The sequence below is a fragment of the Mesorhizobium sp. M0938 genome (assembly GCF_040319125.1).
GTDB classification, from domain to species: Bacteria; Pseudomonadota; Alphaproteobacteria; order Rhizobiales; family Rhizobiaceae; genus Mesorhizobium; species Mesorhizobium robiniae.
Genome location: NZ_JAMYNS010000011.1, coordinates 129,406 through 151,380 on the forward strand (window position 1 = coordinate 129,406; position 21,975 = coordinate 151,380).

At 62.4% G+C, this 21,975-nt stretch carries 20 protein-coding genes; 5 read left to right on the plus strand and 15 right to left on the minus strand.

The genetic code is table 11. From position 1 onward, the window contains the following. Positions 1–45 precede the first annotated feature (45 nt). Genes NKH73_RS20525 through cysG form a run of 4 tightly spaced genes read right to left on the minus strand, consistent with a single transcriptional unit; the run spans position 46 to position 4,254 of the window. Entirely contained in the window at positions 46–810 is a 765-nt protein-coding gene (locus NKH73_RS20525) for a phosphoadenylyl-sulfate reductase (protein ID WP_352935450.1), read from the minus strand. Further along, positions 785–2,455 carry a nitrite/sulfite reductase gene (locus tag NKH73_RS20530; protein WP_352935453.1) on the minus strand — a complete coding sequence of 557 codons (1,671 nt, stop codon included), beginning with the start codon at positions 2,453–2,455 and terminating at the stop codon, positions 785–787. The genes NKH73_RS20525 and NKH73_RS20530 overlap by 26 nt, the downstream gene beginning before the upstream one ends. Positions 2,456–2,500: 45 nt before the next feature. Continuing rightward, positions 2,501–2,806 (minus strand): DUF2849 domain-containing protein, encoded by a 306-nt coding sequence (locus NKH73_RS20535; protein ID WP_352935456.1) that lies wholly within the window; start codon positions 2,804–2,806, stop codon positions 2,501–2,503. After that, the gene (gene cysG, locus NKH73_RS20540; protein WP_352935459.1) at positions 2,803–4,254 is read right to left on the minus strand and encodes a siroheme synthase CysG; all 1,452 of its coding nucleotides are present in this window, start codon (positions 4,252–4,254) and stop codon (positions 2,803–2,805) included. The genes NKH73_RS20535 and cysG overlap by 4 nt, the downstream gene beginning before the upstream one ends. Positions 4,255–4,647: 393 nt before the next feature. On the opposite strand from cysG, the gene NKH73_RS20545 reads away from it, so the two are divergent. Further along, positions 4,648–5,097 (plus strand): baeRF12 domain-containing protein, encoded by a 450-nt coding sequence (locus NKH73_RS20545; RefSeq protein ID WP_352935462.1) that lies wholly within the window; start codon positions 4,648–4,650, stop codon positions 5,095–5,097. Between the two features lie 202 nt (positions 5,098–5,299). Then, positions 5,300–7,081, plus strand: a complete 1,782-nt coding sequence (ybaL, locus tag NKH73_RS20550) for a YbaL family putative K(+) efflux transporter (RefSeq protein WP_352935465.1) — start codon at positions 5,300–5,302, stop codon at positions 7,079–7,081. A gap of 83 nt (positions 7,082–7,164) precedes the next feature. Here ybaL and NKH73_RS20555 read toward each other — a convergent pair whose 3' ends face one another. Next, positions 7,165–7,974, minus strand: a complete 810-nt coding sequence (locus NKH73_RS20555; RefSeq protein WP_352935468.1) for an AraC family transcriptional regulator — start codon at positions 7,972–7,974, stop codon at positions 7,165–7,167. Between the two features lie 154 nt (positions 7,975–8,128). Between NKH73_RS20555 and NKH73_RS20560 the strand changes: the two genes are divergently transcribed. Continuing rightward, complete coding sequence (locus NKH73_RS20560; protein ID WP_352935471.1) at positions 8,129–9,049, plus strand: zinc-binding dehydrogenase; 921 nt, start codon at positions 8,129–8,131, stop codon at positions 9,047–9,049. A 10-nt stretch (positions 9,050–9,059) separates the two neighbouring features. On the opposite strand, the gene NKH73_RS20565 is transcribed toward NKH73_RS20560, so the two are convergent. Next, complete coding sequence (locus NKH73_RS20565; RefSeq protein WP_352935475.1) at positions 9,060–9,812, minus strand: SDR family NAD(P)-dependent oxidoreductase; 753 nt, start codon at positions 9,810–9,812, stop codon at positions 9,060–9,062. A 152-nt stretch (positions 9,813–9,964) separates the two neighbouring features. On the opposite strand from NKH73_RS20565, the gene NKH73_RS20570 reads away from it, so the two are divergent. Beyond that, the gene (locus NKH73_RS20570; RefSeq protein ID WP_352935478.1) at positions 9,965–10,330 is read left to right on the plus strand and encodes a nuclear transport factor 2 family protein; all 366 of its coding nucleotides are present in this window, start codon (positions 9,965–9,967) and stop codon (positions 10,328–10,330) included. Between the two features lie 4 nt (positions 10,331–10,334). On the opposite strand, the gene NKH73_RS20575 is transcribed toward NKH73_RS20570, so the two are convergent. From NKH73_RS20575 to NKH73_RS20615, 9 genes are all read right to left on the minus strand, one after another. Beyond that, on the minus strand, positions 10,335–12,584 hold the full coding sequence (locus NKH73_RS20575) for a transglycosylase domain-containing protein (RefSeq protein WP_352935482.1): 2,250 nt from the start codon (positions 12,582–12,584) through the stop codon (positions 10,335–10,337). A gap of 315 nt (positions 12,585–12,899) precedes the next feature. Beyond that, positions 12,900–13,046: a hypothetical protein gene (locus tag NKH73_RS20580; protein ID WP_352935485.1), complete on the minus strand. Its 147-nt coding sequence runs from the start codon at positions 13,044–13,046 to the stop codon at positions 12,900–12,902. Between the two features lie 27 nt (positions 13,047–13,073). Next, positions 13,074–13,328 (minus strand): GlsB/YeaQ/YmgE family stress response membrane protein, encoded by a 255-nt coding sequence (locus tag NKH73_RS20585; RefSeq protein WP_126034717.1) that lies wholly within the window; start codon positions 13,326–13,328, stop codon positions 13,074–13,076. Positions 13,329–13,610: 282 nt separating this feature from the next. Further along, the gene (locus NKH73_RS20590) at positions 13,611–14,138 is read right to left on the minus strand and encodes a hypothetical protein (RefSeq protein ID WP_352935489.1); all 528 of its coding nucleotides are present in this window, start codon (positions 14,136–14,138) and stop codon (positions 13,611–13,613) included. 6 nt (positions 14,139–14,144) lie between these two features. Continuing rightward, positions 14,145–14,618, minus strand: a complete 474-nt coding sequence (locus tag NKH73_RS20595; protein ID WP_352935492.1) for a hypothetical protein — start codon at positions 14,616–14,618, stop codon at positions 14,145–14,147. A gap of 115 nt (positions 14,619–14,733) precedes the next feature. Continuing rightward, positions 14,734–15,552 (minus strand): TIGR04255 family protein, encoded by an 819-nt coding sequence (locus tag NKH73_RS20600; protein WP_352935495.1) that lies wholly within the window; start codon positions 15,550–15,552, stop codon positions 14,734–14,736. A gap of 624 nt (positions 15,553–16,176) precedes the next feature. Further along, positions 16,177–16,425, minus strand: coding sequence for a hypothetical protein (locus NKH73_RS20605; RefSeq protein WP_352935497.1), 249 nt, complete (start codon positions 16,423–16,425; stop codon positions 16,177–16,179). A 55-nt stretch (positions 16,426–16,480) separates the two neighbouring features. Next, complete coding sequence (locus NKH73_RS20610) at positions 16,481–17,101, minus strand: ribonuclease D (protein WP_352935500.1); 621 nt, start codon at positions 17,099–17,101, stop codon at positions 16,481–16,483. A 117-nt stretch (positions 17,102–17,218) separates the two neighbouring features. Continuing rightward, positions 17,219–18,604 (minus strand): M20/M25/M40 family metallo-hydrolase, encoded by a 1,386-nt coding sequence (locus NKH73_RS20615; protein WP_352935504.1) that lies wholly within the window; start codon positions 18,602–18,604, stop codon positions 17,219–17,221. Between the two features lie 404 nt (positions 18,605–19,008). Between NKH73_RS20615 and polA the strand changes: the two genes are divergently transcribed. Next, complete coding sequence (gene polA, locus NKH73_RS20620) at positions 19,009–21,975, plus strand: DNA polymerase I (RefSeq protein WP_352935506.1); 2,967 nt, start codon at positions 19,009–19,011, stop codon at positions 21,973–21,975.

Consider the following 21,975-nt stretch of genomic DNA (forward strand, 5'->3'; position numbering starts at 1 on the left):
CGCAGGAAACCTGCCGCTCCCAGGCCGGCTGAATATCAACATACCCTAAAGCGAAGCGTCGGTCAGCGACTTCTCCAGCCCCGACAGATGGATGCCGCACTCGGTCTTGGCGTGCCCCGCCCAGCGGCCGCTGCGCGCGTCCTCGCCCGGCTGCACCGGCTGCGTGCACGGGAAGCAGCCTATCGACAGATAGCCATAAGCGATCAGCGGATTTTCACGCAGCGCATGCGCCCGCATATAGTTGGCCTGGTCGGCGGTCGTCCAATGCGCCAGCGGATTGATGCGGATGCGCGAGCCGACCGCCTCGAACACCGGAAGCGCTGCCCGCGTCGTCGCCTGAAACCGCTTGCGGCCGGTGAACCAGGCGCGGAACGGCTCGACGCCGCGCGCCAGCGGCTCGACCTTGCGAACGTCGCAGCAGGCGTCGGTATCGGTCTCGTTCAGATTGCCGGTCGGATCGATCCGTTCGAGCGCCGCTTCTTCGGGCGTGATCACCCTTATATCGGTCAGCCCGAAATCGGCAACGAGCGCATCGCGATAGCCGAGCGTCTCCTCGAAGTGCTTGCCGGTGTCGAGGAAGATGACCGGCAGCGTCCGGTCGATCTTGGCGATCATGTGCAGCAGCACGGCAGAATCCGCGCCAAAGGACGAAACCGCGGCGATTTCACCGTGAAAGAATTCCCGGGCCGACCGCTCGATGATCTCCAGCGGCTTCAGATGACCATAGAGCGCATCGAGCCCCGCCGCTTCGGCGGCGATGCCGGCCTCGACGTCGACGATACGATCAAGCGGCCTTGGCTTCGCCAGCATAGAGCGCCTCCTTGAACGGCGCGGGACCGACTCGGCGGTAGGCGTCGATGAATTTTTCGTTTCTGTCGAGCCGGAGGCCAAGATAGGTCTCGACGATCTGCTCGATGGCGTCGGTGATCTCTGCCGACGAGAAGCCGCGGCCGATGATCTCGCCGACAGAGGTGTTCTCGTCGGCCGAGCCGCCGAGCGTGACCTGATAGAGTTCGGCACCCTTCTTCTCGACGCCGAGAATGCCGATATGCCCGACATGGTGATGGCCGCAGGCATTGATGCAGCCGGAGATCTTCAGCTTCAACTCGCCGATCTCACGCTGCCGCTCGAGCGAGGCGAAGCGCTGAGAGATTTCCTGTGCCACCGGAATGGAGCGCGCTGTGGCCAGCGCGCAATAATCAAGGCCTGGGCAGGAGATGATGTCTGATATCAGGTTGGAATTGGCCGTCGCCAGCCCGATGTCGACCAGAGCGTCATAGACCGCCTTGAGGTCGGCGCGCGCGACATGCGGCAGGATCAGGTTCTGCTCGTGGCTGACGCGCAGCTCGTCGAAAGCATATTTTTCGGCAAGGTCGGCGACCGCTTCCATCTGGCTGTCGGAGGCGTCGCCCGGCGCTTCGCCGATGCCCTTGAGCGAAATCGTCACGGCGGCATAATCGGGATGGCGGTGAGTGACCACGTTCTGGTCGAGCCATTCCGAGAAGCTCTTGGAATCGAGACGGGCGAGCTTGACCGCCTCGTCGCCCTCCGGCCGGTCGGCCAGCGCCGGCGGCGCGAAATAGGCATCGATGGCGCGGATGTCGGCTTCCGGCAGCTTCAGATCCGCATCCTTCAACTCCTGCCATTCGGCCTCGACCTGGCGGGTGATCTCCTCGACGCCGGTCTCGTGGACGAGGATCTTGATGCGCGCCTTATATTTGTTGTCGCGGCGGCCGTAGAGGTTGTAAACGCGCAGGATCGCCGTGCAGTAGGACAGAAGGTCGGCCTCGGGCAGGAAGTCGCGGATCTTCTTGGCGATCATCGGCGTACGGCCCTGACCGCCGCCGACATAGACGGCGAAACCGAGTTCGCCGGCAGCGTTCTTCTTCAAATGCAGGCCGATGTCATGCGTCTGGATGGCGGCGCGGTCGCGCTCGGCGCCGGTCACCGCGATCTTGAATTTCCTCGGCAGGAACGAGAACTCCGGATGAACCGACGACCACTGGCGCAGGATTTCCGCATAGGGGCGCGGATCGGCGACTTCGTCGGCGGCGGCACCGGCGAAATGGTCGGCGGTGACGTTGCGAATGCAGTTACCACTGGTCTGGATTGCGTGCATCTCGACGCTCGCCAAATCGGCCAAGATCGCCGGAATGTCCGACAGCGCCGGCCAGTTGAACTGGATGTTCTGGCGCGTCGTGAAGTGGCCATAGCCCTTGTCGTATTTGCGGGCGATATGGCCGAGCATGCGCAGCTGCTTGCTGTTCAGCGTGCCGTAGGGCACCGCGATGCGCAGCATATAGGCGTGCAATTGCAGGTAGACGCCGTTCATCAGCCTCAGCGGCCGGAACTGATCCTCGGTGATCTCGCCGGCAAGCCGCCGCGCGACCTGATCGCTGAACTCGGCGACGCGGGCCTGGACGAAATCGTGATCGAACTCATCGTAGCGGTACATGTCTGGTCTTTCCGGGCGCGTCCGCCCGTTCATCAATGTGGTCGTTTACGCCGCGCGGGCGGCTTCCGGGCGGGCCTGCTTGCCCAGATCGTTGCGGTTGGTGGGTCCGGCGGCGCGGATCTTTTCACGCAGCCGGACGGGCTCGACCACGCCATCGGTGACGGTCACATCGATCAGATTGACGTCGACCACTTCATTGTTGGCATAGGCCGCGGCGCCGATAGCCTCCAGCCGGTCTTCAGCCGCCTTGTCATGGGCGACGTCGGCATTGTCGATGGTCTCGGCCCAGCCGCCATTGGCGTACCAGACGGCTTCACCATCGGCGAGGCGGTTTGCGGTCAGAACTTTCATCGTCCAGCTCCTTCGGCTGCCGTTTGGGCCGCGCCTTCATGCCTGTGTGCCGCGAGCGGCTCGGAACGTTCAAAGTTGGCGCCGGCGACGGCATCGCCGATGATCGTCATGACCGGCCCGGTAAGGTCGGCGCGCGCTTCCAGCGACGGCAGGTCGGCGAGCGTGCCGTGGAAACGGCGGCGGTTGGCAAGGCTGGCATTCTCGACCACGGCGACCGCCGTATCCGGCGACAAGCCCGCCTCGATCAGCCGGCCGGCAACTTCGGCCGCAACCGAGCGGCCCATATAGACGGCGACCGTGGCGCCGGAAATGGCGAGCTTTGCCCAGTCGGGCAGCGAATTTCCCTTGAGATCGTGGCCGGTGGTGAACACCATCGACGACGACACGCCGCGCAGCGTCAGTGGCAACTCGAAATCGGCGGCGGCGGCGAAAGCCGCGGTGACGCCCGGAACCACCTCATAGGCAATGCCGGCATCGCGCAGTGCTGCCATTTCCTCGCCCGCCCGGCCGAACACCAGCGGATCACCGGACTTCAGCCGCACGACGCGCTTGCCGTCGCGGCCGAGTTCGATCAGCAGCGCGTTGATATCGGCCTGGCTCTTGGTGTGGCAGCCCTTGCGTTTGCCCACCGGCAGGCGCTCCGCGTCGCGGCGACCCATGGCGACGATCGCCTCCGGCACCAGCGCGTCATGGACGATGACATCGGCTTCCATCAGCAGCCGGTGAGCGCGCAGGGTCAGCAGGTCCTCGGCGCCCGGACCGGCACCCACCAGGGCGATGTGGCCCGACGACGGCGCATTCGAAAGCAACAGGTCGACGGCGGCATCATGCGCCTGCGACAGCTGTCCGGCCGCCATGGCGCGGGCCGGTGCGCCGCCGAAAAAGTCGCTCCAGAAGCGCCGACGGGCATTGCCTTTCGGCAGCAATCTCTCGGCGGTGCCGCGCAACGAGGCGGCAAGCGAAGCAAGCGGCCCGAACGACGGCGACAGCATGCGGTCGATACGGCTGCGCAGCATCTGGGCAAGCACTGGGCCGGCCCCTTCCGTGCCGATGGCAATGGCGACCGGCGCGCGGTTGACCAGCGCCGGTGTGAAGAAATCGCACAGCTCCGGCCGGTCGACGGCATTGACCGGAATGCCCAGCCGGCGCGCATCCTCGGCAACGCGGCGGTCGAGCGCCTCATTGCCGCTGGCGGCAAACACCATCACCGCGCCTTCGAGATGCGCGGCATCGTAGGCAGCAGCGATATGGATGGCGCCGGTCGCGGCGATGAAGGCCAGCAACTCGGGCTCGGCGGCATCGGTAATGACGCGCAGCACCGCGCTCGACTGGCCGATCAGCCGCGCCTTGGCCAGAGCCTCCTCGCCGCCTCCGACGATGGCCACGGCTTCGCCCTCGACCCGCATGAAGACAGGGAAGGCGTTGAGCTTGGGGGTGGCTTGCGGCATGGCGAGCGGAATCCTGAATACGCTGTCAGTTCTACGCGCAGGCGCGAAAAAGCAGAAGGAACGCACTCGCGCATCGCTTCGTGCGAAGCAATCGCTTTTCCTCAAGCACCAGAGGCAGGAGAAAAAAATTCCACACCTACGAATGGAGGAGATCCAAGCCGCTGCTGCGAGCCCTGATCTGCGGCTGTTCTAGCCGCAAGTGAAGTATATCACAAAACACTTTTTTCTAAATTCTACTAATCTAGTAGATTAAAGCCGCGATGCGCTGACCACCGGAACATTCCTGGCTCGGCGCGCGTTTGCCCTGGGAATCCGAGCCTGGCTGTTCAGCTGCGGCGACGGCTCCAGAGATGGGCCCGGAAGATCATGAAAATCAGAAAAAAGGAGCGCTCCGTGAACAATCTCAAGCTGAAACGCGGACTGTGGGTTTTGGTGGCCGACGGCGAGAAGGCGCTGTTCCTCGAGAACCGTGGCGACACCCAATATCCCGATCTTCAGGTCGTGCAGGAGATGGAACAGACAAATCCGGCGACGCGAGAGCAAGGTTCGGACCGCCCCGGCCGCTACAGCGACGGTCCTTCCGTCCACCGCAGCGCAGTCGAGGATACTGACTGGCACCGCCTCGGCAAGGAGCGTTTCGCCGATGAAATTGCCGAGCGGCTGTACAAGCTCGCGCACCGCGGCGCCTTCAAGGAGATGGTGCTGATCGCACCGCCGCAGGTGCTGGGCGAGATGCGCCGAAAACTGCACAAGGAAGTCGCCGAGAAAATCACCGCGGAAATTTCGAAAACGCTGACCAACCACACCATCGTCGACATCGAAAACCTGCTGCAGGCGGCCTGATCGCGGTCATCGGGCACCCAAGGCAATTTTTTGCAGCAACCATTGGCAGCCCCCGAGGCGGCTCGCCCCAGCCATCTTTGTCTCGATTTTCATCGCATTGCGGGTTGCCTCGCGGCCACGCGAGCCCCCATATTGCTAAAGCGGCAGCTTTTTTGGCGGCGCATATCCGACATCGTGATTTTTGAAAGGCGCTCCATAGACCATGCCGCATGACACGCCCCTTATCGCCACCATCGTCGCCGGTCTGGGGCTTGCTTTCGTCTTCGGCGCAATTGCCAATCGCTTCCGCATCCCGCCGCTGGTCGGTTACCTTATCGCCGGCGTTCTGGTCGGGCCGAACACGCCGGGCTTCGTCGCCGATGCCGGCCTCGCCAACGAACTGGCCGAAATCGGCGTGATCCTGCTGATGTTCGGCGTCGGCCTGCATTTCTCGCTGAAGGATCTGTTGTCGGTCCGCGCCATCGCCGTGCCCGGCGCGATCGTGCAGATCGGCTTTGCGACTGCGCTCGGCGTCGCGCTTGCCTGGGTGCTCGGCTGGTCGATGGGCGCGGGGCTGGTGTTCGGCCTGGCGCTTTCCGTCGCCTCGACCGTGGTGCTGTTGCGCGCCTTGCAGGAACGGCGGCTGATCGAGACCGAGCGCGGCCGCATCGCCGTCGGCTGGCTGATCGTCGAGGATCTGGCCATGGTGCTGGCGCTGGTATTGCTGCCGGCGCTGGCCGGTGTGCTGGGCGGCCAGGAGCAGGTGGAGGTCCATAGCAGCGGCCTGCTGTCGCTGCCGGCGGACTACGGCGTTTGGGGCGTCGTCGGCATCACGCTGGCCAAGGTTGCAGCCTTTGTCGTCGTCATGCTGGTTGTCGGCCGCCGGGTCATCCCATGGATCCTGCACTACGTCGCCCACACCGGATCGCGTGAATTGTTCCGGCTGGCGGTGCTGGCCATCGCGCTCGGCGTCGCCTTCGGCGCGGCCAAGCTGTTCGGCGTCTCGCTGGCACTGGGCGCTTTCTTCGCCGGCATGATCATGAGCGAGTCCGAACTCAGCCATCGGGCGGCCGAGGAATCGCTGCCGCTGCGTGACGCCTTTTCCGTGCTGTTCTTCGTTTCGGTCGGCATGCTGTTCGACCCGTTCAGCGTGATCAGCAATGGCTGGCCGGTCCTGGCGACACTGGCGATCATCGTCATCGGCAAATCGCTGGCGGCCTTCGTTATCGTCGTCGCCTTCGGCTATCCGATCGCGACCGCGTTGATGATTTCGGCAAGCCTTGCCCAGATCGGCGAATTCTCGTTCATCCTGGCCGAACTCGGCGTTGGGCTGAAGCTTCTGCCCGAACAGGGACGCGACCTCATCCTCGCCGGTGCTATCCTGTCGATCGTCCTCAACCCGCTGATGTTCCTCGCCATCGACTGGATGAAACCGTGGCTGGAAAGGCGCGCCGCCAAGACGGCGCCGCTCGACGAGGCAAAGCCGATCGGCCCCGCGACGGAGCCAGGCCAGTTGGCTTCGGTTGCGGCACCTGAGACGGAGGACGGCCCGCCGCCCAGGACAGCGCTTACCGGCCATTCCATCCTGGTCGGCTATGGCCGTGTCGGCAGCCTCGTCGGCGCGTCATTGAAGCAGGCCGCCCTGCCCTTTCTCGTCATCGAGGATGCCGACAAGACGCTGGCAAAGCTCAGGGACGACGGCATCGAAACCGTGTCCGGCAACGCCGCGAATAGCGAGGTGTTCGCCGCTGCCAATCCCGAGGGCGCGAGCCGCCTGATTCTCGCCGTCCCCAACGCCTTCGAGGCGGGACAGATCGTGCTGCGCGCCCGCGCCGCCAACCCGAAAATCAACGTCATCGCCCGCGCCCATTCCGATGCCGAGGTCGAGCATCTCAAAGGGCTTGGAGCCGACACCGTGATCATGGGGGAGCGCGAGATCGCCCGTGGGATCGTGGAAGAGGTGCTTGGTCACAAGCCAGAAGCGGCTGAACCGTCCGCTGCCTGAGCCGATCCTGCACGTGCTGGTCTGGCCGATGGCCGGCGAAAGATGCACAGTCGATCTGAACCGTCCGCCCGCGGGCGAGTTGATCACGTCATGAATGCAGAGCCACCGTTTTGAGTGATGCTGTCGAGGTATTTTGCCGGCGGCTTCCCAAGCGCCTTCTTGAACATGGTGATGAAGGCGGTGACGGAACCATAGCCGAGATCACCCGAGACCTGCTGTACGCTGGCACCGGAGGCCAGTTCTCGAATTGCGACGATCAAGTGCAATTGCTGGCGCCAGCGCCCGAAGCTCAGCCCTGTCTCCTTCACGACGAGGCGGGCGAGACTGCTCTCGCTGAGCGCAACGCGGTTGGCCCATTGTGCCAATGTGCTGCGGTCGGCAGGGTCTTGCGCCAGCGCTTCGGCGATCCGCCTCAAGCGTGGCTCGGATGAAATCGGCAGGTGTAGCCGCTGGACAGGCATGCGCGGCAGTTCGGTTAGCAGCGTCCTGATCAAAAGTCCGTCCCTCGCCTCGTCATCCCCCACGCCATCGGGCAGCTCGATGATCAGTTCGCGTAGCAACGGCGAGATCGAAAGGGTGCAGCACCGGTGCGGCAGATCGGCGGCTCCCGGCTCGACATATACGAAGAAAATCCGGGCATTGGCCGTAGCAATATTGCTGTGCTCCATGTCGCCGGGAATCCAGACCCCGCAATGAGGCGGTACCATCCATAAGCCGCTTGGGACGTGGCATGTGACGCCGCCTCCGAGCGCGAATACGAGTTGGCCTTTGCGATGCCGGTGGGCGGGCACCTCCGCTCTGGTTTCGGTGACGTCGACGCGCACCGCAATCGCCGGCGCGACCACATCATCCACATCGAAATCCGGCCAGGGCCAGCGAAGAGGCTGTCTCATGATTGACCACTTTTAGCGATTAAATGCCATGATAGCTAAATTCTTTGAATGGGGAAGTCGATAAGTTCCTGTTTGCGCCCCCAAAGCGAGCCCGGCACGCGGTGCTGCCAGGGGGAAAACCGCCGTCCACGGACCAGTAGGAAGGTACGATCCCATGCTCGCCCTGGTCACGTCTCCCGACAGCGCCACCGGACTGAAGCTCGCCGAGTTCGGGGAACCTCAGCCTTTGGCGAACGAGGCGCTAATCTCGGTCCGTGCAACCTCGTTGAACCGCGGCGAACTGCGCTTGCTCAGCATACGCCCGAATGGCTGGATACCGGGGCAGGACGTCGTTGGGGTCGTCGAACGGGCGGCAGCCGATGGCTCCGGGCCAGCCATGGGCACCCGGGTTGCGGCTTTGGTCGATCAGGCTGGCTGGGCCGAACGCGTCGCCATTCCAACCGAGCGTCTAGCCATCCTGCCGGATGACATCAGCTTCATTTCGGCAGCCGCGCTTCCGGTGGCGGCCACGACGGCGCTAAGGACTTTGCGCCATGGCGGCGACCTGGCCGGCCAGCGGATCCTGATCACCGGCGCAAGCGGCGCGGTCGGCCGTTTCCAGATCCAGATTGCCCGCCAGCAGGGCGGGCGCGTGACCGCAGTCGCCGCCTCCCGGCACGGCGAGGATCTGCGCCACCTAGGTGCCGAGCAAGTCGTCGAGTCGATCGAGTTGGCTGAGGGGCCTTTTTCGCTGATCACCGAGTCCGTCGGTGGTGAAAGCCTCGCACACGCGATCGAGCGTGTCGCACCCGGCGGGACCATTGTCATCTTCGGCTCGAGCACCGGTGAACTCACGCCGTTTGGATTCCGCCAGTTCGTTCCGGGTCACGAGGGCGCGAGGCTTCAGACTTTCGCGTACTACGCCTCTGGTCCGAGCATAGGCGCGGACATCGCCTCGCTACTCGCTCTGGTCTCGGCTGGCCGGCTGGAAACCCGCGTGGCCTTGACCGTCCAGTGGACAGAGATCGCCCAAGCCCTGGAGGCGTTGCGACGGCGCAGCATCAGCGGCAAGGCTGTTCTCACCATGACCGGATGAGCCTGAAATCTCACACGTGCTGGCCGCCATTGATGTGGATTTCGGAGCCCGTCACATAGGAGGCCTGCTGCGAGCACAGGAAGAAGATGATATCGGCGACTTCGGCCGTGGTGCCCAGCCGCCGCAGCGGGATCGTCTCGACGATCTTTTCCGTGCCCGGCGACAGGATCGCCGTGTCGATCTCGCCAGGTGCGATCGCATTGACGCGGATGCCGTGCGGGCCGAAGTCATGCGCCATTTCGCGCGTCAGCGAGCCGAGTGCTGCCTTCGACGTCGCATAGGCGGTGCCGGCGAAGGGATGCACGCGTGTACCGGCGATCGAGGTGACGTTGACGATCGACCCCTTGGCGGACGCCAATTCCCTAAACAATCCTCGCGCCAGCATGATCGGCGCGAAGAAATTGACCTGGAACACGTCGCGCCAGACATGCATCGGCGTGTCGATCGAATTCATGCGGCTGTTGCCGTCCTTGAGCTTCGGCGAGATGCCGGCATTGTTGACCAGCGCATGAAGCTGGCCGCCATGAGCCTCCAGCCGATGGCGGATTTCCGAGATCGCGATGCCGACATCCTCCTGGTCGGCAAGATCGACCTTGATATGGTCCTCCGGACCGGCCGGCCACGGGCAATCCTCGGCAAAAGCCTGGCGCGAGCAGGTGATGACGCGCCAGCCTTCGCGCGAAAAGCGCTTGACCGTAGCATGACCGATGCCGCGGCTGGCGCCGGTCAGCACGATCGTTTTTCTGGTGTCGGCTTCTGCCATTCGCGATCTCCAAAGGGGAGATGTAGCGGAACGCGGCAGCGATGACGAGGGGCGGAATGTCAGCATATGTCGCCACGAAGCGGAACCCGACAGGTGGCTCATTGTTGGGTGGCTGCGGATGCAAGTGAGAAGTTTCGGTCAGGGAAAAGATCATGACACAGCAAGCCCCACTCGACATCGCCATCGCTTTCACCAAAGCTTGGACCAGCCATGACCTCGAAAAAGCCGCGACGTATGTTGCCGATGATGTTGTGTTCGATGGCCCCATGCAGCAATCGACCGGCAAGGACCCCTATTTGAAGGGCCTCACCAAGCTTTCGCAGGATGTGAGCGGCGTTCGCCTGATTGCCGCGTTCGGTGACGACAGCCAGGCGCTGCTAATGTACGATCTGCTCACCGATTCCTCTGGCGCCTTGTCCTGCGCCAAACATCTCAGCACCAGCGACGGCAAGATCCGTCGCGACAAGCTGACCTTTGACACCAAGCAGTTGGGCAGCGCCAAGCCGCGGCCAAAATAGGGGCTCAGCCGCCGGTAAGGATGTCGAGGATCGAGGTCTGCCGCTTCTTGACCGGGCCGCCGACATCGCCGGGCGGCACCGGGCGCTTGATCGATGCGGTGGCGCTGTCACCGCCCGGCATGCCGAAGCCGCCGCCATCGACCGTTTCGGCCGGATGCACAGCGCGAGGCGATGAGGCTTTTTTGGCGGACGGCGCGGATTGGCCAACCGAAGCGGACGGTACTGGTTGCGCCGTGTTGGGCGGTATTTCATCCTGCACGATCGTATCCGCAGGCGTCGACCTCCATGTTCCAGGCAGCGGCCGCACCGGCACGCCTTCATGCGCGGCGACCATGAACTCATGCCAGGCCTGCGCCGGCAGCGCGCCGCCGGTGACCTTCTTCATCGGACTGCCATCGTCATTGCCGAACCAGACGCCGGTGGTGAGATTGGCTGTATAGCCGATGAACCAGGCATCGCGCGAATTCTGGCTGGTGCCGGTCTTGCCGGCGGCCGGCCAGGCAAAGGCCGCCTTCCTGGCGGTGCCGATTTCGACCGTGCCGGTCATCATCGAGTTCATCATACCGACGATCTCGGGCTTGACGACGCGCGGGGCGCCGCCACCATTGTTGTCGTAGAGCACCTTGCCGCCGGCTGTCGTCACGCGGCGAATAAAGTGGACTTCCGGCCGGTAGCCGCCATTGGCGAAGGGGACGTAGGCCGACGTCAGTTCCAGCGGCGTCACTTCAGAGGTGCCAAGCGCGATCGAGGTGTTGGCCGTGAGGTCGGACCCGATGCCCATCCGATGCGCCGCCTCGACGACCGCATCAGGTCCGACTTCCATGGTCAGCTGGGCGGCCACTGAGTTCAGCGACTTCGCCAGCGCCGTCGCCAGCGTCACCTTGCCGAAATACTTGCCGCCGTAATTGGTTGGCGTCCATTTGCCTATTTTGATTGGCGCGTCGTTGCGCACGCTGTCGGGCGTACGGCCGGCCTCCAGCGCCGCCATGTAAACAAAGGGCTTGAACGCCGAGCCCGGCTGGCGGCGCGCCTCCGAGGCGCGATCGAACTGGCTGGTCGAATAATCATAGCCGCCGACCATGGCACGTACCGCACCTGAATTGTCGATCGACACCAACACACCCTGGCTGGCATTGAGCTTCTTGCCGCTGCCGTCGATCAGCCGGCGGATCGATTGTTCAGCGAGCTTCTGCAGCGTGAGATCGACAGTGGTGTCGACGATGATGTCGCCGCGCACGTCGCCGATCAGTTCGGGCAGTTCTTCCATGATTGTATCGGCGACATAATTTTCCGAGCCCGTCCAGTAGGATGCCACCCGCGCCGCCGGCGCGCTCATCGCCGTGGTCAGTTCCTTGGCGCTGATCTTGCCTTCATCGCGCATGGCGGCGAGAACGAGCTGAGAGCGCTGCTCGGCCGCTTTCGGGTCACGCGCCGGAGACAGCCGCGACGGCGCCTTCAACAGGCCGGCGAGGAGTGCGGCCTCAGGCAGCGTGACATCACGCGCGCTCTTGCCGAAATAGCGGCGCGAGGCCGCTTCGACACCATAGGCTCCGGAGCCGAAATAGACCCGGTTGAGGTACATTTCAAGGATCTGATCCTTGGTATGCTTGTGCTCGAGCCACAGCGCCAATAGCACTTCCTGCACCTTGCGTTCCAGCGTGCGATCGGGTGTCAAGAACAGGTTTTTCGCCAATTGCTGGGTCAGCGTCGAGCCGCCTTGCGAAAAACGCCCGCCGAGAATATTGGCCACCATGGCCCTGGTCAGGCCGATCGGATCGATGCCCAAATGCGAATAGAAGCGGCGATCTTCGATGGCGATGACGGCCTCGGGAATATAGGTCGACATTTCATGCAGGCCGACGGCTTCGCCGCCGCTCATGCCGCGATTGGCAAGCAGGTTTCCGTCGACGGAGACGATCCTGATATTGGGCGCGCGGTCGGGAATCGCCCAAGTGGTGGCCGCCGGCATTTTCGCGCCGTAATAGACGACGATGCCGGCAGTCGCGATCCCGCCCCAGATGGCCAGCACGAAGCACCAGTAGAACAACCGGCCGAGCACGCCGAACACACCGCGCCGGCTCTTGCCGCGTCCGCGCCGCGACGATTTCGTCTTGGCCGATTGGCGCTTTGCAGAGGTCTTGCGGTTGCTCGGCACGACGCGATCCTCCTCGCTCACCGAAAAACCGGCCGAGGATGTCGCCCGTGGCGGTCCCTCGAAGCTGGGCTCGATGCGGCTGTCTCTGCGGTTCGCCATGCGCTGTGCTGTCTGTCCCGATGCCTATCGCATCAGCCCGAAATCGGAATCGATTTTCGGAAAGCGCGATGCGAAGCTTCAAAGTCTTAGAGCGCACTCTGTGCGTCCGAACGGATGCACGTCGCTCCATGGCGTCCGGGGTGGAGAGTAGATGCGGCGATTTAAGGGCGGGTTAAATGGTTCAAAGTTAATTCAATGCCTCACGGCACGTCACCGCTCGGATGCATCGAAGGATGGCGGCCCTGCCTTGGCGTCGATTTTCGGCCCGATGGGGATAGGTCATCGGCACATTTTGCGCGGCAGAACCCGGCGCGCTCAGTTTTCCTGGATCGAAATACCGTTGTCGTCGATCTTGAGCTCCACGCCCTTCGGCCTGGTTTGCTCGCGATAGGCATAGATGCCGAGCGCGATGACCACGACGACGAGCGCGCCGATGACGAGATAGAGCGTGTTCTGTTTCATGGCGCGCCCTTGATGTGCTTGAAAGGATCAGGCCTGCTTCACCAGCTTGATCAGCACGAGCAGGATGACCGCACCGATCGTAGCGTGGATGATGGAGGCAAATATACCGCCGCCTATGGCGAACCCCAGCCTTGGAAAGAGCCAGCCGGCAATCAAGGCACCGACGATGCCGACGACGATATTGCCGACCAGGCCGAGGCCGAAACCCTTGACGATCAGGCCGGCGAGCCAGCCGGCGATGGCGCCGATGATGATGAAGACGAGCAGGCTCTCAACACCCATTGCAGTTCCCTCCTGAGCGAACGGTCGCGGAGGGGAAAACTCCGAATCGACCTCCGATTGCAACGGGTCCAAACTATTGGAAAGCAGCCGCTCCCGCCAGCGGCGTCATTCGTCGTCGTCATCCCCCGATGCAGGCCGCCAGCTGATCGGCTCGATCTTCCTTTGCGTATGACCGTCCGTATAGGCCCACCAGCCGGTGTCGTTCTCGTCCCAGTTGCCGCCGGCCGCTTTCAGCCGGTCGAGCGACCGGTACCATCCTTGGGTCGGGTTTGCGCTAGCCTGTCATACCACAAGCTGCTCCTTATCCTGCTCGACTATGTCTTGCAGCGCGACGAGGCCGCCAAACATTGCAATCAACTCTAGCTGAATGCGAAGTGTTTCAGGATCATCGTTCGAGTCCCGATATTGCGTCCTTAGTGCAACGGCGTGAGCCGGGTTATCGGGGAGAGTTGCGTCGTTTTTAACTGGATCATCTACAAGACACAAGGAACGCAAATCGGTATCTGCTTCAGATATCGTCCGAACGCGTTCAGCTTTGCAAAGCAGCGCTCCGGCTGGCTTCTGGTTGCCCGCTATTGCGGCGGACTGTGTCTCGATCTCAGCGGTCGTCATGTGATCGACCCGAAAAAGCGATAGTCCGGACGCCTGTATATGCGATGTCGGAAAGACGCCAGGCTTCAAGCCACCGTCCTTCTTGAAATGCCTTGGACTGACCACAATACGGCCGACACGCTCGGTTGATACCACTGGGCCAAGATCGCCCACGGCCACTTGCTCGCAAGAGCAAAAACCAGAATCGACTGCTGCCATATTCCTCTAGGCCAAGAACATTATCTGAAGCAGATCGTCGGGGATCGACTTCCCATCGAAAACTCCCAGGCCCCGAGCCTCAAGGGCCTTTGACTTGGATTTGGCGTAGTAGGCGAACTTGCCGCCTCCCGTGAACTTGATCGAAATCGATGCGTCCGCTTGATTCCAGAACCAGCCTACGGAGCCATCGGCTGAAGCGGTCGGATCGGGTGGAAGAATCTCAGCGGGAAGCGCAATCAAAAAATCAACGGCGTCGTTGATCGCATGCGAATCTGGCATGGCACTCCCAACGCCATCCCACCCGTTCTCTAAGTCCCGATACTCGAGCATCTCATTAAGAGATGCGCTTCTCAGATCGACCAAAGAGGGCGCTACCGCAGATCCTTCTTGAATCTGCCCGGTGGCCGACATGTCCTTCGCCATCGTTGGCGCATCGCCGAAATTCAAGACGAGAAGGGTGGCAGCGACAGTGATGCCCAACAACGCAGCCTGCCGACTTCCCCCTGTCCACCCTGGATATGCGGGTGGCCTTGCAGTGGTGACGTAAGCGGACGTGCTTTCCGTCACGCTAAGAGAGGGCTCAAATGAGGTCTGACTAAGTGCTTGCATTTTTCAATCCGATCCTTTCGGCGGCCGCCTTGGTCAGGAACTTCGCCAGGATGCTCTTATGGGTATCATGTAGATACGAAAATAGCGTATCAGCATTCCCTTTGAATAGGTCACTAGTTTTTATCGGACTTTCAAGGTCGAGCCTCAAATATATGTCGATCTTCACAGTCGGCAGCATCTTGGCTTGGGAGAGCACCCCGTCAATATGGATCCTTTCGAGAATCTGTCCCGGCACAGGGAGATTTTCCTTTCGGAACCAACCCTGATGGACATGCCACAATTCGCCATGCTGCCCTGCGGTGCTCGGCAAATCCGGATTATCAGGGTCCAGCAACTGATTGACACGTACCGATTTGCTCCGATCTCTCCATTCGAAGAGGTCGACGTATTGTAGCACCACGTTCGTGACCGGGTTTGTCGATATAGCGGCAACTTCGGAAGCATCTTTCAAGAACGCTCTGACCTGTGGCCATATCTCTGCCCAACGCGAATATTCGAGGCAATTGACATTCAGCGATTGCTCCTGTGCTGAAAGTCGCCAGGCAAGCTCGCCATCTGGCTTCACCCGATCGAACAATACGCCGCCCGCCCCTGTAGGCAGCATCTCAGGAGGTGGCAGTTGACCTCCCGCACCCATGAGAAACTGGACCGTGGATTGTCTGCTCAAGCGCGGTAGCATATCGCGCCAGCGATCATGTGAGTTTGCGAGAGCTTCGATTTCCGATCGATTGAATGGGCGTCGCAACATCAGGCCAAAAACCACTTCGGCAATAGCATGACTACCGTTCAGCGGCTCAAAACTCACGAAATCTTCCCCATCAGCGTAGACGTGCATAGCGCAGCACTTAACTGTTGTCTACCACGGCCGATGCAACGCGTCGGCACCATTTCGGCTCGCCGAGGGCGTGGCAGCGGGTCTGCTAGTCATTGATTAACCGTGATTAACCGTGTTCGCGTTTTTTTGACCACACCAGGCTGTAAGTGGTGGAAAACAGCCGCGGCTTTCCGGGCGAGGCGCCAACCGTACCCGGCACGTCCGTCGCTGGGCGCGGAATCCTACCCCCAAATGATCAATACACAATGCTCGTGAAGCGGAGGTAGGTCTCGGCAGGGCTGGAACCCGCGCCAACGGCTTAGAAGGCCGATGCACTCCATTGTGGGCTACAAACGCGCGGCAAGCGCGGCGACCTAACTTCGAACTGAGACACTATTAGATTTTGCAGGCGGTAACGATGGTAACATTGTGGAACAGCTGCAATCGGGAGCCAACTGTGACAAATCTGGAAATGAAAAAACCCGCCTCGGCGGGCGGGTCGTTGGCGCGAAAAAGCACCATAGACAAATTAGTAGCATAGCTGCCGGCACAAAGCAAGAACAAAATATGCCGCGCTGGGACAAATCGCTTCAGCCGCCCGGCAACATACCCACGTCATTCGTCGTCGTCATCTCCCGATGCAGGCCGCCAGCTGATCGGCTCGATCTTCCTTTGCGTATGACCGTCCGTATAGGCCCACCAGCCGGTGTCGTTTTCGTCCCAGTCGCCGCCGGCCGCTTTCAGCCGGTCGAGCGACCGGTACTGCGCGATGGATTCGTTCATCACCCCGTCGCTGTCCTTCCAGTAGACGGTGACCTTGGAGCCGTCCTTGGGCGCGGTTTCGATTGGTTCCCGGGCAGCCATATTTCATCCCCTCCATGGACCGACAGAACGTCGCGGCGGACATCTGGTTCCACCCTTAGCTGTGGGCAAAGATGTCTGCCTCATCCCAACCCATCAGGTCGAGTTTCGCACGCGTCGGCAGGAAGCGGAAGCAGGCCTCGGCCTCCTTGGTCCGTTTGTCGCGCGCCAGCCGCGCCGTCAGAACGTCGCGCAGCTGGTGCAGATAGAGCACGTCGGAGGCCGCATATTCGAGCTGTTCGGGCGACAGCGTCTCCGCCGCCCAGTCCGACGATTGTTGCGCCTTCGACAGGTTGACGCCGAGAAGCTCAAAGCAGATGTCCTTCAGCCCGTGCCGGTCGGTGTAGGTTCGGGTAAGCCGCGAGGCGATCTTGGTGCAGAACACCGGCTCCGGCATGACGCCGAAGGCATTGTAGAGCACGGCGAGATCGAAACGGCCGAAATGGAAGAGCTTGATTATGCTGCGGTTCCTGAGCAGGCTGACGAGGTTTGGCGCCTTCTTCTGGCCGGGCGCGATCTGGATGACGTCGGCGGAACCGTCGCCCGGCGAGATCTGCACCACGCAAAGCCGGTCGCGATGCGGATTGAGCCCCAGCGTCTCCGTGTCGATGGCGACCGCCCCGACGTCGTAGTGCAAGAGCCCCGGCAGGTCGTTCTTATGGAAGCGGATTTCGCTCATCGTCTTCTCCGGTCGCGACCTATGCGTACTTTGTGCGTCCGACTGGACGCACGTCGCGCTAGCCCGTCCTCGCCGCGATCCGATGAAAAATCAACAGAAAGTTGAATTCTTGCCCTGTCAGCGTGTCAGCGCATCGAGAATGCGTGCCCAGGAGCGTTGCCCCTTGTGGAACGAACTCATCTCGTATTTCTCGTTCGGCGAATGGATGCGATCATCGTCGAGCCCGAAACCAACGAGCAGGGATTCGATGCCGAGATAGGTCTGGAAATCGCCGACCACCGGGATCGAGCCGCCGCTTCCCGTCGTCACCGCCGGCTTCGGCCATTCGTCGGACAGCGCGTCCTTGGCCTTGGCGAGAAACGGCGAGTCATAGGAAAGCTGGATCGCCGGCGAGCCGCCATGCGGGTGGAAATCGACTGAGCAGTCGGCCGGGACGCGCTCCCGGACGAAGGCCTGGAAAGCGGCGCGGATCTTTTCCGGATCCTGCTTGTGGACGAGGCGGAAGGACACTTTTGCCGAGGCTTCCGCCGCGATCACTGTCTTGAACCCCTTGCCGGTATAGCCGCCGGTAATGCCGTTGAACTCGGCCGTCGGCCGCGCCCAGGTGAGTTCGAGCACCGAGCGGCCCTTTTCACCGGATGGGATCGACAGGCCGACAGGTCCAAGGAATGTCTCGGCGGTCTCGCCGAGCGTCTCCCACGACTTCAGGATCTGCGAAGGCGTCTCCTCGACACCGTCGTAGAACCCCGGAATGGTGACACGGCCGTTCTCGTCGTGAATGTCGGCCAGGATCCTGGCCAGGATGCGGATCGGATTGGCGGCAGCACCGCCATAGAGACCGGAATGCAGGTCGCGGTCGGCGGCTTTCACCGTGATCTCCTCGCCGACCAGCCCACGCAGCGCGACGCAGATCGACGGCGTATCGCGGTCCCACATGCCGGTGTCGCAGACAAGCGCGAAGTCGGCCTTGAGTTCGGCGGCGTTTGCCTCGAGGAACGGCTTCAGCGATGGCGAGCCGGACTCCTCCTCGCCTTCGAACAGGATCGTGATGCGGCACGGCAACCCGCCATGCACCTGCTTCCAGGCGCGGCAAGCCTCGACGAAGGTCATCAGCTGCCCTTTGTCGTCTGCCGAACCGCGTCCCGTGATCACCTGATGGCCGGGCTCGATCTCCTTCACCGAAGGCGCGAACGGGTCGCTGTCCCAGAGCTCGATCGGATCGACCGGCTGCACGTCGTAATGGCCATAGAACAAAACATGCGGTGCACCCGCCGGTCCGTCATGATGCGCCACCACCATCGGATGGCCCGGCGTGTCACGCACGCTGGCGTCGAAACCGATCAGCTTGAGCTCCGCCACCAGCCATTCCGCCGCTTTACGGCAGTCTGCGGCGTAGGCTGGATCGGTGGATATCGACTTGATCCTAAGCAGGCCGAACAGGCGCTCCAGGCTCTCGTCGAGGTTTTTGTCGAGGCGGTCGAGGACGGGGGAAACTGAGGACATTTTTATCAGGCCTTTCGATTCTGAGCGGCAACCCTAAAGCTGCGAGGCAGAAACGAAAAGCCGGCGGTCGTTGGACCACGCGCGTCGAAAGGCAAAAAAATGCCGCCGTGGTGGAGGGGGAACCACGGCGGCCTTTACTCGAAACGATGCGGCAGCCCGGAGAGGGGGATAGGCTGCCGCAAGTGTCCGGGATAGGCGGGGGACGGGCCTTGCTCCGGACGTCGGCGAAAAAATGCCGATGGCGTTTATCTGTGTCTCCGAACGTGGCGATTCAAGGGCACGAAGATTACAGTTTTGTAACATGCCCGTGATCGGATCGACTTGTCAGGGATGTTGCGGGAACCGGTGGTTGAGGCCGCCTTTGGCATGGACCACGACGCCGCGCCGCGCTATCCCTTCGTCCCATGAAAAAAGGCGATCATCTCTTCCTTGTCGACGGCTCCGGCTACATCTTCCGTGCCTATCACGCACTACCGCCACTGACCCGCAAATCCGACGGGCTGCCGACAAGTGCCGTGCTCGGCTTCTGCAACATGGTGTGGAAGCTGACGCAGGACGCCCGCAACACCGATGTCGGCGTGGTGCCGACGCATTTCGCTGTGATCTTCGATTATTCGTCGAAAACCTTCCGCAACGATCTCTACCCCGAATACAAGGCCAACCGCTCGGCGCCGCCGGAAGATTTGATCCCGCAGTTCGGCCTGATCCGCCAGGCGACCAGGGCCTTCAACCTGCCCTGCATCGAGATGGAGGGCTTCGAGGCCGACGACCTGATCGCCACCTATTGCCGGCTTGCCTGCGAGGCCGGCGCCGATACCACCATCATCTCTTCCGACAAGGACCTGATGCAGCTGGTCGGCGCAACGGTCGACATGTACGACCCGATGAAGGACCGTCAGATCGGCGTTCCCGAAGTCATCGAGAAATGGGGTGTGCCGCCCGAGAAGATGATCGACCTGCAGGCGCTGACCGGCGATTCGGTCGACAATGTGCCGGGCGTGCCCGGCATCGGGCCGAAGACGGCGGCGCAATTGCTCGAGCAGTTCGGCGACCTCGACGGGCTGTTGGCGCGCGCCGGCGAGATCAAGCAGGACAAGCGCCGCGAATCGATCATCGCCAATGCCGACAAGGCGCGCATCTCGCGTGACCTGGTGACGCTGAAGAACGACGTGCCGGGGATCGGCGGGCTCGACGATTTCGTGTTGCACCCGCCCGACGGACCAAAGCTGATCGGCTTCCTCAAGACCATGGAATTCTCCACGCTGACCCGCCGCGTGGCGGAAGCGACCGGAACGGAAGCGGCTGACGTCAAGGCCGTTCCCGTCATTATCGAGCGCGCCGACACCGCGCATGGCCCCGATGTCGGGTTTGGAATGCCGGCAGCCGCCAAAAGCGCGGCGGGCGCAGTGACAGACGAAGCCGGGGAAGCGGTGCCGGCCACCATCAAGCTGGAACCCAAGGAAGGCGACACCCCTTCTCTTCTCTCAGCGCTTCGCTTCGAGGACGCCACCGCCAGGAAGATCGACACCAGCGCCTACGTCACCATCCGCGACACAGCAGCGCTGAGGGCGTGGGTGGCAGAGGCGATGGAGACCGGCGTCGTCGCCTTCGACACCGAGACCACCTCAACCGACCCTATGCAGGCCGAACTGATCGGCCTCTCCATGGCCACCGCCCCCGGCCGCGCCGCCTATGTTCCGCTCGCCCACAAAAGCGGCAACGGCGACCTGCTCGGCGGCGGAGTGGTCGAAAACCAGATCCCGATCCGTGAGGCGCTTGGCATTCTGAAGCCGTTGCTGGAGGACAGGTCGGTTCTCAAGATCGTGCAGGAGCTGAAATACGACCTCGTCGTGATGAGCCGCCACGGCATCGACGTCGCCCCCTTCGACGACACCATGCTGATTTCCTACGTGCTCGACGCAGGCACCTCTGGCGGCCACGGCATGGCGGCCCTGTCGGAAAAGTGGCTCGGCCACTCGACCATTCCGCTCAAGGAACTGGCCGGCTCGGGCAGGAGCTTCGTCGGCTTCGACCAGGTCGATATCGACAAGGCAACGGCCTATGCCGCGGAGCACGCCGATGTGACGCTCAGGCTCTGGCGAGTGCTAAAGCCACGGCTTGCCGCCAAGGGCCTCGTCTCGGTCTACGAGCGGCTGGAACGGCCGCTGGTGCCGGTGCTGGCAAAGATGGAGCAGCGCGGTATCTCCGTCGACCGGCAGATCCTGTCGCGGCTCTCCGGCGAACTGTCACAAGGCGCCGCGCGGCTGGAGGATGAAATCTACCAACTCGTCGGCGAGCGCATCAATATCGGCTCGCCAAAACAGCTCGGCGACATCCTGTTCGGCAGGATGGGCCTGCCCGGCGGCTCCAAGACCAAGACCGGCCAGTGGTCGACCTCGGCGCAGCTCCTCGAAGACCTCGCCGCCGAAGGCCACGAGCTGCCGCGCAAGATCGTCGACTGGCGCCAGCTGACCAAATTGAAATCGACCTATACCGACGCGCTGCCCGGTTTCGTCCATCCCGATACGAAACGCGTTCACACTTCCTATGCCCTTGCCGCGACGACGACGGGCCGGCTGTCGTCCTCCGATCCCAATTTGCAGAACATTCCGGTCCGCACCATCGAGGGGCGAAAGATCAGGACGGCTTTCATCGCCGACAAGGGCAACAAGCTGGTTTCCGCCGACTACAGCCAGATCGAGCTGCGCGTGCTCGCCCATGTCGCCGAGATCCCGCAGCTCAAGCAGGCGTTTGCCGACGGCGCCGACATCCACGCCATCACCGCGTCGGAGATGTTCAACGTGCCGGTCGAGGGCATGCCCTCGGAGATACGCCGCCGCGCCAAGGCGATCAATTTTGGCATCATCTACGGTATTTCCGCCTTTGGCCTCGCCAACCAGCTGTCGATCCCGCGCGAAGAGGCGGGCGCCTACATCAAGAAATATTTCGAGCGCTTCCCTGGCATTCGTGACTATATCGACGCAACCAAGGCCTATGCCCGCGAGCACGGCTTCGTCGAAACCATCTTCGGCCGCCGCATCCATTATCCGGAGATACGCTCTTCCAATCCTTCGGTCCGCGCCTTCAACGAGCGCGCCTCGATCAATGCCCGGCTGCAGGGCACCGCGGCCGACATCATCCGCCGCGCAATGATCCGCATGGACGACGCGCTGGAAAAGGCGAAGCTTTCCGCCCGCATGTTGCTGCAGGTGCATGACGAACTGGTCTTCGAGACGGTGGAAGCGGAGGTCGAGGCGACGATCCCCGTCGTGCGCCACGTGATGGAGAACGCCGCGATGCCGGCGGTGTCGATGTCGGTGCCGCTACATGTCGACGCCCGCGCCGCCAACAATTGGGAAGAGGCGCATTGA